The sequence below is a fragment of the Pseudanabaena sp. UWO310 genome (assembly GCF_006861605.1).
Taxonomy (GTDB): Bacteria; Cyanobacteriota; Cyanobacteriia; order Pseudanabaenales; family Pseudanabaenaceae; genus Pseudanabaena.
Map to the genome: position 1 here is coordinate 28,530 of NZ_SELU01000017.1, position 14,185 is coordinate 42,714.

The 14,185-nt window shown below is 45.5% G+C and carries 13 protein-coding genes; 2 read left to right on the forward strand and 11 right to left on the reverse strand.

What is annotated here, in order from left to right; translation table 11 throughout:
* Positions 1-23: 23 nt before the first annotated feature.
* The 9 genes from rplB to ntrB all read right to left on the reverse strand — a co-directional run bounded on the left by rplB (position 24) and on the right by ntrB (position 9,391).
* The gene (gene rplB / locus PseudUWO310_RS07595) at positions 24-890 is read right to left on the reverse strand and encodes a 50S ribosomal protein L2 (protein WP_009625487.1); all 867 of its coding nucleotides are present in this window, start codon (positions 888-890) and stop codon (positions 24-26) included.
* 82 nt (positions 891-972) lie between these two features.
* Positions 973-1,287, reverse strand: a complete 315-nt coding sequence (locus tag PseudUWO310_RS07600; RefSeq protein WP_055073975.1) for a 50S ribosomal protein L23 — start codon at positions 1,285-1,287, stop codon at positions 973-975.
* Positions 1,288-1,315: 28 nt separating this feature from the next.
* Positions 1,316-1,990 carry a 50S ribosomal protein L4 gene (rplD, locus tag PseudUWO310_RS07605; protein WP_142600097.1) on the reverse strand — a complete coding sequence of 225 codons (675 nt, stop codon included), beginning with the start codon at positions 1,988-1,990 and terminating at the stop codon, positions 1,316-1,318.
* Positions 1,991-2,020: 30 nt separating this feature from the next.
* Complete coding sequence (gene rplC / locus PseudUWO310_RS07610; protein WP_055073973.1) at positions 2,021-2,662, reverse strand: 50S ribosomal protein L3; 642 nt, start codon at positions 2,660-2,662, stop codon at positions 2,021-2,023.
* 455 nt (positions 2,663-3,117) lie between these two features.
* Entirely contained in the window at positions 3,118-4,245 is a 1,128-nt protein-coding gene (locus PseudUWO310_RS07615; RefSeq protein WP_142600098.1) for an acyltransferase, read from the reverse strand.
* 238 nt (positions 4,246-4,483) lie between these two features.
* Positions 4,484-5,353, reverse strand: a complete 870-nt coding sequence (locus PseudUWO310_RS07620) for a DUF6671 family protein (RefSeq protein WP_142600135.1) — start codon at positions 5,351-5,353, stop codon at positions 4,484-4,486.
* A gap of 25 nt (positions 5,354-5,378) precedes the next feature.
* Positions 5,379-6,215: a nitrate ABC transporter ATP-binding protein gene (locus PseudUWO310_RS07625; RefSeq protein WP_142600099.1), complete on the reverse strand. Its 837-nt coding sequence runs from the start codon at positions 6,213-6,215 to the stop codon at positions 5,379-5,381.
* Between the two features lie 73 nt (positions 6,216-6,288).
* Complete coding sequence (locus PseudUWO310_RS07630) at positions 6,289-8,286, reverse strand: nitrate ABC transporter ATP-binding protein (RefSeq protein WP_009628542.1); 1,998 nt, start codon at positions 8,284-8,286, stop codon at positions 6,289-6,291.
* A 262-nt stretch (positions 8,287-8,548) separates the two neighbouring features.
* Positions 8,549-9,391, reverse strand: coding sequence for a nitrate ABC transporter permease (gene ntrB, locus PseudUWO310_RS07635; RefSeq protein WP_142600100.1), 843 nt, complete (start codon positions 9,389-9,391; stop codon positions 8,549-8,551).
* Between the two features lie 26 nt (positions 9,392-9,417).
* On the opposite strand from ntrB, the gene PseudUWO310_RS07640 reads away from it, so the two are divergent.
* Entirely contained in the window at positions 9,418-9,603 is a 186-nt protein-coding gene (locus PseudUWO310_RS07640; RefSeq protein ID WP_142600101.1) for a hypothetical protein, read from the forward strand.
* Between the two features lie 6 nt (positions 9,604-9,609).
* Here the strand turns inward: PseudUWO310_RS07640 and PseudUWO310_RS07645 are convergent, their stop codons facing one another.
* Both PseudUWO310_RS07645 and PseudUWO310_RS07650 read right to left on the reverse strand, forming a co-directional pair.
* Positions 9,610-11,445, reverse strand: a complete 1,836-nt coding sequence (locus tag PseudUWO310_RS07645) for an iron uptake porin (protein WP_142600102.1) — start codon at positions 11,443-11,445, stop codon at positions 9,610-9,612.
* A gap of 137 nt (positions 11,446-11,582) precedes the next feature.
* Positions 11,583-12,935 (reverse strand): CmpA/NrtA family ABC transporter substrate-binding protein, encoded by a 1,353-nt coding sequence (locus PseudUWO310_RS07650; RefSeq protein ID WP_142600103.1) that lies wholly within the window; start codon positions 12,933-12,935, stop codon positions 11,583-11,585.
* A 633-nt stretch (positions 12,936-13,568) separates the two neighbouring features.
* Between PseudUWO310_RS07650 and PseudUWO310_RS07655 the strand changes: the two genes are divergently transcribed.
* Positions 13,569-14,171, forward strand: a complete 603-nt coding sequence (locus PseudUWO310_RS07655) for a phycobiliprotein lyase (protein ID WP_142600104.1) — start codon at positions 13,569-13,571, stop codon at positions 14,169-14,171.
* Positions 14,172-14,185 lie beyond the last annotated feature (14 nt).

Below are 14,185 nucleotides of genomic sequence, written 5' to 3' on the forward strand. Positions count from 1 at the left end.
CCGCGTCGCGGGAAAATATATGATTAGGCGTTACGTCCGCCCTTACCGCGCTTCGAGGACTTGCGGCGGCGACGAACGATCAAGGCATCGCTGAGCTTTTTCTTCTTGCGAGTCTTATAACCCAAGGTTGGTTTACCCCAAGGAGTAACTGGGCCACTGCGTCCAATGGGGGCGCAACCTTCTCCACCACCATGGGGGTGATCGACGGGGTTCATGACCATACCACGAACTTTAGGACGACGGTTCAACCAGCGGCTGCGTCCTGCCTTACCAAGGCTGACGTTGCTGTGATCAAGGTTTCCTACCTGTCCGATGGTGGCAAAGCATTCTTTCCGAATCATGCGAACTTCGCTAGAAGGAAGCTTGAGAGTAACAAAATCACCCTCTTTAGCAGCGATCTGAGCGCCAGCGCCAGCCGAGCGTACGATTTGACCGCCCTTACCAGGAGTCATTTCCACGTTATGCACGATCGTACCTAGAGGAATATTCACCAAGGGCATTGCATTGCCAATTTCAAAAGGCACATTGCTAGTACCAGCTTGAATCTTGTTGCCAACGGCAATGCCTTTAGGGGCGAGGATATAACGCTTTTCGCCATCTTCGTATTGCAAAAGCGCAATCCGAGCGGTGCGGTTGGGATCGTACTCGATCGCAATTACTTCGGCGATGATATCGCGCTTGCTCCGCTTGAAATCAATGATCCGATAGAGACGTTTGTGACCGCCGCCACGTCTACGGCTAGTGATTACACCACGGTTGTTACGTCCTCTTTTACGATGAACGTGGGTGGTTAAAGACTTTTCGGGTTCTGATTTAGTGATTTCCGCAAAGTCCGAGACAACGGTCTGTCTGGTACTAGCGGTATAAGGTTTATATGCACGAACGCCCATAATTGTCTGATGTTGTTAAAGAACAGTTCTCTGGTTTGGTTTTCCGCGATCGCAATTGCCAAGGGCAATTGTGATGGGGAGGTTACACATCTGGGAACAAATTGATTTTGCTGCCTTCCGCGAGAGTAACGATCGCTCTTTTGATTTGAGCGCGTTTGCCTGCGAATTTACCAATACGACGCGCTGATGCGGGTGGGTTATGGGTATTTACTTTCTTGACCGTAACCGAGAAAAGGCTCTCGATCGCCGCTTTAATTTCAGGCTTGGTGGCATCTTGGAAAACATCAAAGGTATATTTGTTGTTTTCTAATTGTCGAGTTGCCTTTTCGTTGAGCAGAGGGCGACGAATGATATCGGGCAAACGACGGGGATCGAATTCGGTAGGGATCTTAGCCATGGTGTTTCTTTCTTCTACTTAGATTCCGTTATTCTGCGTCTTCGACCGTTGTGACGATCTCGGTTGCCAACTTTGCATCGCCACCATACACTTCATGAATCTTGGCGATCGCTGAGCGAGTTGCCACAATCTTTTCAGAGTTAAGAATGTCGAACATATTGAGCTGATCGGCGGCAATAAGCTGCAAGTTTTGAATATTACGCGCAGATAAAATAATATTTTCTTCTTTGCGATCGGTAATGATCAGGGTCTTTTGACCTACATTCACACCCCAACGCTCAAGAGCCTGACACAATTCCTTGGTCTTAGGTTGAGCTAGATTTACGGCAAAATCTTCAACAATGATCAAATCATCAGAACGACCGATGAAAGCAGTACGCAAAGCGAGACGGCGCTCTTTGCGATTCATCTTCGTTTCGTAATCTCTGGGCTTGGGTCCAAAAATAGCACCACCACCACGGGTGAGTGGGGATCTGGTCGAACCAGCACGAGCGCGACCCGTTCCCTTTTGTCTAAAAGGCTTGCGACCACCACCACGGACTTCAGCGCGAGTCTTGCTGCTGGCTGTGCCTTGACGGGCATTTGCTAACTGTCTGACGAGGGCGCGGTGAACTAAACCCTTTGCACTTGCTTCTTTAGCAACACGCAAATCAAGGCTTATTTCGCCAACTTCATTCCCTGTCCAATCTATTACTGTAGGCATAACTTAAATTCTCTCGATCTCACGAACAAACTACTTAGCCTTGCCGATAATTACGGTAGGAATAACGTTAAGCAACGCTCCAGCTTTACCAGGAACTGCTCCTTTAATTAGCAGCACATTGTTCGCTGCATCGACTTTGACTATAGTTAGCTTCTTCACGGTGATTTGCTTACCGCCAAGACGACCAGCCATGCGCTTTCCAGGATATACACGTCCTGGGGTGGTACCAGCTCCAGTCGAACCAGGCTGTCTGTGGTTTTTAGAACCGTGAGCCATCGGACCGCGACCAAAGTTGTGGCGCTTTTGATAACCAGCGAAACCTTTACCAATGCTAGTTCCAATCACATCAACGATGTCGCCATCCTTGAATTGACTTACATCTAGAGTCTGACCGATTGTGAAATCGCTAACGTTTTCGAGGCGATATTCACGCAGATGCTTTACAGGTTCTGCACCTGATGTTTTCAAATGTCCTAGTTCTGGCTTACTGAGAAGCTTTTCACGAGTTTTGCCGTATCCAACTTGAATGGCTTTGTAGCCTTCTTTGGTTTCGGTCTTTACCTGTGTGATAGTCACAGGACCTGCATGAACAACGGTCACGGGAACAGCGTTGCCATCCGAATCGAATACTTGGGTCATCCCAAGTTTTGTGCCGAGAATACCGACAGTCATTAAAATTAGCTCCGCTTGCTTGACTTTCAAATTTTCGCGCAGATATTTCTGCCGATTTTTGACAGGCTCAAAAGAGATCGGTTTCGATCTTAGTAAGAAGTATTGGTTTTGAAGGCTGTTTAACGGACTTCGAGACGACTTACAGAAGATGTCTAGACAAACTACTAGACGTGAGAAACACAATCTCTTGGGTTGGTTGTTATCTTGAGTGAAAACCTTTAAACGTAATCTCTAAATGTATCTCATCTCGCCATACCAATGCATGACTCAGACTTAAGTAAACCAAAGCCTGCTTGTTTGGCTTGCTTGTTTCACTCAGTTTCTGTTTTTAGTCACGATTAACAATCATAACTTGACATTAGATGTTTTGTCTAGGGGCTTTGCAAAAAAGTCCCAAAATTTGTTTTATAACTATTTCAAAGCTCCACATAGAGTTCGGCACTTAGCGCCGAACTCTATGTGGAGCTTTGAAATTTGAGCAGCAGTCGCCATACGGTAATCCCACCCAGCCAAGATAGGGCGATCGCTAAGGGGAGATATAGAATTCCGCCTACTATTTCCAGAGGGGCAATTGTCCGTAGTACCCAGACATGAATTAGATAGGTCGTAAAACTCGCCTTAGAAAATATTTGAATCTGGGCTTTTATCTTCTGGGCTTTTATCTGTGCTTGGAGCGATCGCCATAGTTGAGGAATAGGATTAAAAATAGGCTTGAAAATAGGCGAAATTGCGAACGCAGGGGATTTGATTTCCCAATTTCGCCATGAGATCGACCAAAGTAAAAAGGTCAAAGTCAAAAACACCACAGTTGGACGGGTGTAATGCCCAACTGCCTCGGCGGAATTCTTGAGTATGGCGCTACCATAAAATTCGCTTAACTCAATAACGGTAGCGATCACGAATAGATATCCCCATCTGGGCGATCGCCATGCGGATACGATTTCATTTGTCCAGCCTCGATCCTTTGCCAACCAAATTCCCAATTGAAAATAGGGTAGCCAGTAGATGACATGGTTGCCATCGGGGAGGAGGTTGGTGAGAGATGGTAGCCATCCAAAGGTTGCCGATAGCCATCGCAAACTAAATAGAGCGAAAGTAATGAATAACAGGGCGACGAGTTTATGAGGAGAAAAGCTAAGGCGGCGCAGGAATGGATAGGCTACATAGCATTGAAAAATAATTCCTAAAAAATAGAGATGATAATCGCCCATTCCTGAGGCAAGAGCCTGCCCAATCTGCTGCCCGCGATCTAGCCAATTGCCTGCAAGAAACTGCGATCGACCAACAGTATTTAACAGAGTAAATAAAACGTAAGGGGGCACGATCCGCCAGAGTCGGCGTTGGATAAAAATCGATAACTCAAAAGGGCGCTTCTCTTCCGATTTGGCTAGGGCGAAGCCCGACAAAATTACAAATATTGGTACGGTAAAGCGTCCGACTTGGTTGACGGCAGTATCAATGAAGATTTCGGGATCGAGGTGGTTTGTGCCATGTACGCCAAACCACCAAGGATGGGAGGCATGAATGCCAATGACAATAGTTGTGGCGATCGCTCTAAGCAGATCGGAGAGTTCCCAAGTCATGCAATATTCCGATTAGCTTCACTCTAAAGTAGCTGGGCATAAATAAACCCCCAAAAAACTGTAGCGCACGCTGCGCGTGCGCTACAGTTTTTTGGGGTTTATTTGGGTTTTTATATTTAATTGCGCCTAGCTACTTATACCAATTCACGAAAGTGTGACAACACTTTTGTGAATTAAAAACCAAACCCCGTAAGGGTTTACAAAGCTCAAAATGGCTACGCCATTTTGAGCTTTGGCATTAGGGATTGCAATAGGAGCAGTACATAGGATCGGCTAGTTGAATTCCATGGGGAAATAATACTTCGTTCTCAAACTGACAGCGATCGCATTGATATCGATGCGATCGTATCGATGGAGTGGGCAATCCACAAAGCTCACAGGGTAGACCTTTGATACTTTCCACGATATCAAAATTCACGAAATGACAATTGGGGCAAAGCTGCTGCAACTTACGGACGAGACTCTCGGTTGCATGGGCAATATTACTCATACGTGTGGGATTGTAAAGCGCACGCATATCTGTTTCTATATGGATTTGGGTCGATCGCTTGAGGAGTTCGCGCGTTGCCTCCATCAGCGCATTCTCGGAATTAATTCCTTTATAGATAGATTCCTTGGGGGAAGTCTGAGCGTCTGGCATCAGGACGACCGCATGATCGGGAAAGCCAATTTGGATGGCAAATTGATGGGCTTGCGCGTAACTTGAGACGACTTGATGGCGGAAGTTGGTATTCGTGGAGAGATGTTCTCCATAAGCAGTGAAGTTGTATTGACGATCCAGCATTAAGACGATTTCCCGATTGTAGGGCACTCCTAAAATTGGATGCGGGAAAAAGCTCCCTTCACTGGCGATCGCGAGATCGGTTTCAACTAAATCTAAGGCTCTCTGGGCCTTAAGTTTAGCGGTTTCGATCTGATTGGCAGGACGATCAATATCACGGGTAAATGTACCGAATAAATCGCTATTAAATTCTGGAGGAATGATCGAGTTAATTCCTAAGGCTGTTTGTAAGATGGGAGCGATCGCCATTTCCTTTCGATGCATCGTGGCAATCACCGCTAGACGTTCGCGAAATTCTATTTGGTTATTTTCATTCCCCCTCTCCATTGGAGAGGGGGAATAGTTAGAGAAATTACTCATCGTGGGCAAAGCGGTTATACAGGAAGTCAAGGGCGGTATTTCTGAGGTCGTAGTATAGAGGATCTTCCATAATTTGGGCGCGATCGCGGGGACGAGGGAAAGGAATTCTCATGATTTCACCAATATTAGCTGCGGGTCCATTGGTCATCATTACTAGGCGATCGGCAAGGAATAGCGCCTCATCAATATCGTGGGTAATCATCAATACTGTACAGCGATGTTCTGTCCAGATTTGGAGAAGTTCTTCCTGTAGTTCCTCTTTGGTGATAGCATCCAAGGCTCCAAAGGGTTCGTCAAGAATTAGAACTTCGGGACGGATGGCTAGGGCGCGGGCGATCGATACCCGTTGTTTCATCCCTCCTGAAATCTGGGTTGGCTTCTTGTCTGCGGCTTCGCTCAAACCTACCATTGCGAGGTGGTGACGCACGATATCGTTTTTTTCACTTTTAGACAAGCTGGGATAAACTGAGTCAACGGCTAGATGAACGTTTTCGTAGACTGTCAGCCAAGGTAAGAGAGCATAACCTTGAAATACCACCATGCGATCGGGGCCCGGTTTCGTAATCAGTTTCCCGTTGACCTTAACTTCGCCAATGGAGGGCTTAGAGAAGCCACCAACCATATTTAAAAGGGTGGACTTACCGCAACCAGAGTGACCAATTAAGCAAATAAATTCTCCTTCAGCGATCGCCAGATTTACATCTTTGAGGACGACATATTCCCCTTGCGGTGTGGGATAAATTTTCGAGACTTTCTCGATCCGCAGGAAAGCTTCTTGAGGTGGTAAGGTCTCGATCGGGCTATTGTATGCAACGGTTGTTTGGGTCATTTTCTTGAGTGAATTTCTGGAATGATTTTCTGGAATGATTTTCTGGAATATATGGAGATGATGGGATAAAAAGCTAAGCAATCAATCGCGCTGACTCCATGGCAATTTCCGCCATGGTGATATTGCGCTTAATCTCAAGATGATTGAGATAGGCGATCGGATCTTCGGCATTAAAGGGAACCTCATCGAATAGCTGAATGGCATTGCGACTATAGGTAATATCGCTCAGTCCGAGCTCGCGAGCTGCGGTGCTAAATACTCCGACTCGACAGGTTTTTTCTAAAACTTCGACCCAGTTACGGGGAAAGGGAACATCGCCCCAACGCGCCATTTGGGTAATATGCCAGAGATGCTCAGAACGGCTGGGACGATTGACTCCAGCACCATAGAATTGATGGTGAGCGGGTTCGCGCATGGGCGAATCGATCGCACAGGTGACATCATGGGGATTTCCCAAATGGATATAATTAACATTAGTGCTGACGTAGTCGCGACGAGCCAAAATCAGACGAATCTCTTCAGCATTATCGGGATTAGCACAGTACATACAAGCTTCTAAAAGAGCTTTTACTAGAGCAATGTGGGTGTTTGGATAGGCATTTGCCCAATCTTCGCGCACGCCTAAAACCTTGCCAGGATGCCCGTTCCAGATTTCTAGATCGGTGGCAACGGTAAAGCCAATATTCTCCATTGCTGCTCGGAAATTCCAAGGTTCACCCACACAAAATCCGTCAATGCTGCCTGCTTTGAGGTCAACGACCATTTGGGCGGGGGGAATGGTTTTGAGTTGGACATCGACATCGGGATCGATTCCACCTGAAGCGAGCCAATATCGTAGTAGGAGATTATGCATTGAAGAAGGATGTACTACCCCCATCCGATGCTGACTATCGCGAGTATTCTGAAGTAGGTTTTTGAAATCAGCGAGGGTATAGATGCCGCGATCATAAAAACGGCGATCAAGGGTAATGGCGTTACCATTGCGGGTCATCGTGAGTGCGGTCACAATTGGCTTACAATTCCCATTACCACCTAAGGTCATCCACATCGGTAAACCTGAGGGCATTTGAGCCGCATCGAGATAACCACCTGCAATACCATCGACAATGCCGCGCCAACTGGTCTCCCTGACGAGGGAAACTTCATCTAATCCATGTTTTTGAAAAAATCCTTTCTCCTTCGCTACGGCGATCGGCGCACAGGCGGTTAAAGGGACAAAGCCGATTTCTAGATTAACTTTTTCGAGTCCATGCCTTGCGACAGTTGCCACTTTGCGGGCATTCAGTTTTTTAACGCGCTTTTGCTGGTTTAAGAAGTAGATGATTTCACTCCGCAGGCTATAGTAGCTGGGATGATTTACCGCTTCCATCCGTTGACGGGGACGGGGAATATCTACTTCCAAAATGCCGCCGATTTTCGAGGCAGGTCCATTGGTGAGCATGACAATGCGATCGCTTAGTAATACCGCCTCATCGACATCATGGGTAACCATTACCGCCGTAATTCGATCTTCGTTACAGATCTGCATTAGTTTCTCTTGCAAATTGCCCCTTGTCAGCGCATCCAAGGCTCCGAAAGGTTCGTCAAGCAATAGTAGCTTCGGGCGAACGGCAAGGGCGCGGGCGATCGCTACACGCTGGCGCATTCCTCCTGATAGTTGGGTAGGAGGCTTATCGATCGCATGGGACAGTCCCACCATCTTGACATAATGTTCGATCAGATCATGGCGATCGCTCTTGGACAAGTGGGAGAGCACCTCATCTACTGCCAAGGCTACATTTTCACGTACCGAGAGCCAAGGCAGGAGCGAATAGTTTTGAAATACCACCATGCGATCGGGACCTGGACGCGATACCCGTTCATCTTCGAGCATCACAATTCCACCCGTAGGTAAATCCAGCCCTGCGATCATATTTAGCAATGTGGATTTACCGCAACCAGAGTGACCGATGAGAGAAATAAATTCTCCCTTTTCTATATTCAAATCTATTCCCTTGAGGGCAATATATTCTTTACCACCACCTAGAGGGAAAACTTTCTCAACCCGATCAACCGCTACAAAATTACTCATTTTAAAATCTCCTTTCAATTATTAATCAATCCTTGTCCCAATTTACTGAAGTGAGTCAATACTTCAATGAATTAAAAAACAAACCCAGTAAGGTTTTGAGATTCCAAAAATGGCAACGCCATTTTTGGAATTGGTATTATTTGGTATTGTGTTGGTATTGCGGTTTTCAAATGAGTGCGTACTCATTTGAAAACAAAAAACAATTCTAGTAAGGGTTTTGAGTTTTCATTTTGCCTACGGCAAAATGAAAACTGCAATAATTCTATTTCTGTTCTTCAGGGAGGATCAAGGTCTGGATCCAAGCTACCGCCCGATCGAGAATTAGTCCTACAGCACCGATATAGACTAGAGCGAGAATAACTTCACCGACTTTGTCATTGGTGTAAGCATTCCAGATAAAGAATCCAATCCCGACGATACCTGACATGATGATTTCCGCAGCGATAATGGCGAGCCATGCCAAACCAATGGAAATTCGTAAACCTGTAAAGATGTAAGGGAGCGCAGAAGGAAGCAGGATCTTAAAGAAGTACTTTTGGCGAGAGAGTTGCAATACTCGCGAGACGTTGCGATAGTCTTGGGGGATTTGTTTGACACCCACTGCCGTATTCAAAAGAATCGGCCATACTGATGTGATAAAAATTACAAACAAGGCTGCGGGTTCATTTTGGCGCAAAGCGGCTAAGGCGATCGGTACCCATGCTAGAGGTGGTACTGTTCTTAAGAACTGGAAAAGAGGATCGAGAGCCTTATCAATGACGGGGGTCGTTCCGACTAAAATCCCCATGCCAATACCGACGATCGCCGCGAGGGAATAGCCTTTAGCAACACGCTCAAAACTAGCGAGAGTCTGCCAAAACAACCCCTTATCAGTGCCACCGCGATCAAAGAATGGATATAAAAGGAGATCGCGAGTTGATTTCTCCGACATGATATTAATGGGGCTGGGCAATTTAACTAATCCAATGCTAGAAAATAGTTGCCATATCATCAGAAATCCCAAAATCCCAATAATTGGCAATGTCCAATTCTGAGCATTTTTTTGCCAAAATTTATTTAGAGATCTAGATAAACTGCCATTGCTATTACCAATGCTTACAGCCATAAACTTTATCGTCCTATTAATTAATTGTGGAAAATAATTGTGGAAAAGTTGAAGATTGGATAATCCTGCGATCGCATATCCGAGCCAGCGATCGAGCCAATAATCAAGTCCATAATCGAGCGATGTATCTCAATTGCAGTATCTACAGAGCGGTGGGTTTAGGCTCCTGCGATGTCGAATCTCCTAAACCCACTGATTTTTTACCAATCTAGAAAGTGCTAGAAAGTAAAGGTAGTCCGAACCACCCCAACCGTTGCGGTTGGCGCATTATTTAACCCTTCAGGATTAAATACAAAAAACACTCCAGGAGTAACACTGATATTTTTAGACAACTTAAAGTTGAAATATCCTTCCAATTGGTAAGGGGTAGCAGTTGCTCCTGTGGGAATTGTGGCAAGCCCACCGACGGAATTACGCGCCAGTGGTTGACCAAAAATGATGCCCGCTGTATTTCCCTCTTTGAATACATCGCTAAAGTGGAAACCAGTCATCCAACTAGTAAAGGTTGTGGAAGCATTAACATTAACTAGATTGGCAAAGATCCAAGCGCCCGATAAATTGAAAGCCACTTTAGGGGCAAGTCGCCATGTCAGGTTGGCTCCCACAGAATTTAGCTTAATGGGTTCTGTAATCGCACCGCCATTAACTGCCCCAATGTCCGCGGCTCCCAAGCCAGTCCCTAAAATGTTGATTTGGTGATAGCTATTGGCATAGTTAATCCCAATATCAAGGTTTGAAGATGGCTTGAGGGTGAGTTGGGCTGCAATTACAGAACTACCACCAAAGAAACCTGAACCTAGGGGTGTAGTAGCGAGATTGGTGGGTATAGCAGCGGTAATATTGCCATATAAGGCGCGAAAGTCTACCGTATCCGAGGGTGTCCAGATGAAACCAAAGGCTGAGGCTAGCCCAGTACCAGATGTTCCTGCCGATACGCGAGATGCTGCATTTAATCCCTGCCCAAAGCGAGAGATTGCACCCTGTCCTTCGCTAGCAAAGGGACTAATCGCAGGAAATGCATCGGAAGCTTCCGCACTGGGACCGACGAAGAAGGTGAGTTTATCGGCTACGGGGAAAATGTACAGCAGTTTGTAAAGATTTACAGAGTTGGCGGCGACAGTGCTGCTATTAGTTGGATTTACGCCGGGAAACTGCGGTTCATAGCCTAAACGCACATTACTAGAACTCAATCCTGCGCCATCGGCATATCCTAACGTACCTTGAAGACTGGAGGAGCCACCACCAATGTTATAGGCTTGCAAACCTGTGATCAATAAATCTTTACCAGTAAAGCTGGTCAATAGATTAAGCCGAACTCGATTATTGAAGACGATATTGGTATTAGAACCACCGCTCGGGTTTGCGCCTGTTGCGCCAGCGATCCCAAAAATAGCTTCGCCGCTAAGTTTAGTTGTGGTGGAAAATTGTTGAGCTTCAAGCTTGGCAGTTTTAGCATCAAGGGCATCGACGCGCCCCCGTAAAGTTGCCAGCTCTGCGGCAAATTCCTCTTGGAGCTTTTGCAGTGTCGCGAGATCTGCCTTGCTCACTTTGTCAGCCAATCCCGCTGAGATAATTTCGTTGATTTTGTCGAGACAGGCGTTTAATCCTGCCGCGAATTCATAGCGAGAAGTAGCTTGCCGACCGCGAAAACTGCGATCGGGGTATCCAGCGATACAGCCATAGCGCTCTACTAGAGATTGCAAGGCTGTAAAAGCCCAATCGGTTGGACGTACGTCAGATAGTTGGGATACGGATGTGACATTTTGAGATACGACTTCGGGAGCGATCGCATTCTGTTGAATTTCCGCAGACAACTGAGAAATAGACTGAGAAGTAGACGGGGAAGTAGACTGAGAAGTAGACAGCTTTGCATCGGGACTGTTTGCCGAAGGAACCGATGTTAATTCCGAGGGTGCTGTACTTTTGCCCCAAGCTACAGGCTCTACAACTGGTTCTACAATTGGCTTTGCTTCAGCAAATGGAGAAAGCACCGCAATTGACAGGGGCAAGCTCAACAGAATAGTCCCAATCCCTTCGACAGTATACATTTTCATTGTTTAATGATCCTCACAAATTACTTGATTTATTTAGTTTTTGAGATTTCGTATTTTAAGTTTTTTTCTAAGATTTTTACAAGGCTTTTTCTAGCTTTTTTCCGAAACCTTTTCTAAGCCTTATTCCCAATCTTGTTCTAAACCTTTTTAATTTTCAATCCATCGAGATAGGCTTGGGGATTTTCGGGATCGAACTTTGTGCCATCGAAGAATTCTTCAACTCCGCGAGAGGTGCTAGTCGGAATATCAGCGACGGGAATACCAGCCTCTTTGGCAGCTTCACGCCATAGGTCTTCGCGATTTACCTTTTTAACCCAATCCTTGGCGGTAGCTAAAGCCTCTTTTGGTAAAAATCCCCAACGGACGCTTTCAGTAATAAACCAAAGATCATGGCTTTGATAGGGGTAGGAAACACTGCCTTTAGCATCTTTCCAATAGAGAACAGACATGCTCTTGTCATCGATCATGCGCCCGTCACCCATGTCATACTTGCCTGCCATCGGACCTTCGAGTACATCAACAGGAACACCAAAATAGTTTTTAGTGGAAACAATTTGGACAAGTTCCTTACGATTATCGAAGTTGTCGCACCATTGCTGAGCTTCCATAATTGCTTTGAGCAAAGCTTTGGTAGCCTTGGGATATTTATCTACCCAGTCTGCACGCATTGCTAAATATTCTTCTGGATGTCCTTTCCAAATTTCAGCGGTGAGTGCGGGGATGAAACCAATTTTCTCTTTAACGATGCGATAGGGCCATGGATCGCCCGTACTAAAAGCATCCATAGTGCCAGTTTTCATATTGGCTACGGTTTGAGCGGCAGGAACGGTGAGTAGCTCCAGATCGGCATCGGGGTCGATCCCATTCGCCGCAAGCCAGTAACGAATCCAAAACTCTTGATTGGCTTTGGGGAAGGTGTAAGCAGCTTTAAATTTGGTTCCTTCTGACTTCATTTTGTCAAATAAAGTCTTTACCTTTTCTGATTTCAGGGCTAATCCTTGATCTTTATGCTTGCCTGCAATGGCAATTCCATTTCCCTGTGTATTCAATTGAAGTAGAACATACATGGGGATTTTTTGCTTGTCGGTAATGATTCCTTCTGAAATCAAATAGGGCATAGGCATCTGCCATTGACCGCCATCAATACCGCCTGCGGAGGAACCAATTTTAATGTTATCTCTGGCTGCGCCCCAATTGGCTTGTTTTGAGATATCGACATCGTTCATACCATATTTGCTAAAGAAGCCTTTTTCTTTAGCGATTATCAACGGAGCCGCTTCCACAATTGGTAAATAGCCAAGCTTGACCTTGGTGACTTCGGGAACTTGCTCGGTCGGAATATTAATTTTGGCAACGTTGGATGAAGATGTCGTGGGCGTGCTGTCGGGAGGATTCCCAAGACATCCTTTCAATAAGACTGAGCCTAGTGCTGTGGTTCCTGCGGTAGCAAGAAAGCGTCGCCGTGAAAAATTTGGATGGGTATCAGCCATAATTTCATTCCGTGGAAATAAATTTGATTTTGAAGAGAATTTGCTGCTGGAATTGCTTTAAATTCTGGGCTTTTATTAAGTCAGCGCAAAGCTAAGCTGCGATCGCGCTTTTGGCATTCGGTAATAAATTTGCGAATGGAATTAAGTTTGAAGTTGAAAAAATCAAATTAAGAAGAATTCTTCTCAAACTTGAAATCTAAATTTCAATCTATTGATTTGTTGCTATTGGTATCTTAGAGTTAAGTCTTGATAGAGTAAAGTCTATTATTTTTATAATACTCATAATATTTACTCTATGATTTTGTTGATCTTGGAGACTCTAATTTGGTAAATGCCCTGTAAGAGACGGCGAGGACAAGTCAAACCTCCAAAGATGAGTGGCGGCGCTTTGCGCCGCCACTCATCTTTGGAGGTTCTCTTGTTCATTTCTAGATGCCTGCTTGTTTGAGAGATGAGAGGGTTGTGTGTCAACCTTCTCATCTTAGGGGTAATATAATTCTTATCCCGTATGTGCTTTGCGATCGCAGGCAGGGTATTTTAGAGTTTAGGCTAATTTTTTACCAAGATTTTTTATCAAGACTTTTATCAAAATTTTTTATCAAGACTTTTATTAAGACTTTTATCAAAATTACTATGAATGCTTTAGAGTTTTTTCAAAAAAGTGCAGGCAAATGGCGATCGCAACGGACTACCCATCACCTAGCCTTTCGTCGCGCCGAAAAGGGTGGCTCAGAAATTTATGTAAATCCGCTTAATGCTGACGATCCGAAGGTAATCGAAATTTGTCAAATGCATGAAGTCGAGCCCACAGGAGCGATCGGTGGAGCCTATGTCAAATGGGATGGCACAATGGCATGGGACAAGGATGATGATGAAAATCATTCAGGAGAAACGGTATTTGCCCTCGTACCCGATGACGAAACGGGGCGTAAGGGTAAACTTTTGCGCGAGCGCGGCTATGCCGAGGTAATGCCAGTCATCGGTCGTTATGAAATTGATGCCGAAGATGCCCTCGTTTTGATTACGGATTATCCTTCCATGAGTTCCTACGAGCGATTTTGGTTTCCCGCTCCGAATGTACGCATGAGAGCTAGCACTGTGCAGCGTTTCGGAGGATTTAGTCAAGCTACTTTTTGTACTGAAGAACTCATTGAAGGTGTAGATCAGGCTGAAAATTCTGAAGATACGGTTTCTAGTACTAATTTGCCAGCGATCGCCTCAATATTTGGCTGGTAAATTCCCTTCAAAAC

What these genes read in the sequence shown, in the direction of transcription:
- PseudUWO310_RS07645 (WP_142600102.1), bottom strand. Translation starts at nt 11,445, where the DNA reads ATGAAAATGTATACTGTCGAAGGGATTGGGACTATTCTGTTGAGCTTG.
- PseudUWO310_RS07650 (WP_142600103.1), bottom strand. Translation starts at nt 12,935, where the DNA reads ATGGCTGATACCCATCCAAATTTTTCACGGCGACGCTTTCTTGCTACC.
- PseudUWO310_RS07600 (WP_055073975.1), bottom strand. Translation starts at nt 1,287, where the DNA reads ATGGCTAAGATCCCTACCGAATTCGATCCCCGTCGTTTGCCCGATATC.
- rplD (WP_142600097.1), bottom strand. Translation starts at nt 1,990, where the DNA reads ATGCCTACAGTAATAGATTGGACAGGGAATGAAGTTGGCGAAATAAGC.
- PseudUWO310_RS07625 (WP_142600099.1), bottom strand. Translation starts at nt 6,215, where the DNA reads ATGACCCAAACAACCGTTGCATACAATAGCCCGATCGAGACCTTACCA.
- rplB (WP_009625487.1), bottom strand. Translation starts at nt 890, where the DNA reads ATGGGCGTTCGTGCATATAAACCTTATACCGCTAGTACCAGACAGACC.
- ntrB (WP_142600100.1), bottom strand. Translation starts at nt 9,391, where the DNA reads ATGGCTGTAAGCATTGGTAATAGCAATGGCAGTTTATCTAGATCTCTA.
- PseudUWO310_RS07615 (WP_142600098.1), bottom strand. Translation starts at nt 4,245, where the DNA reads ATGACTTGGGAACTCTCCGATCTGCTTAGAGCGATCGCCACAACTATT.
- PseudUWO310_RS07630 (WP_009628542.1), bottom strand. Translation starts at nt 8,286, where the DNA reads ATGAGTAATTTTGTAGCGGTTGATCGGGTTGAGAAAGTTTTCCCTCTA.
- PseudUWO310_RS07620 (WP_142600135.1), bottom strand. Translation starts at nt 5,353, where the DNA reads ATGGAGAGGGGGAATGAAAATAACCAAATAGAATTTCGCGAACGTCTA.
- rplC (WP_055073973.1), bottom strand. Translation starts at nt 2,662, where the DNA reads ATGACTGTCGGTATTCTCGGCACAAAACTTGGGATGACCCAAGTATTC.
- PseudUWO310_RS07655 (WP_142600104.1), top strand. Translation starts at nt 13,569, where the DNA reads ATGAATGCTTTAGAGTTTTTTCAAAAAAGTGCAGGCAAATGGCGATCG.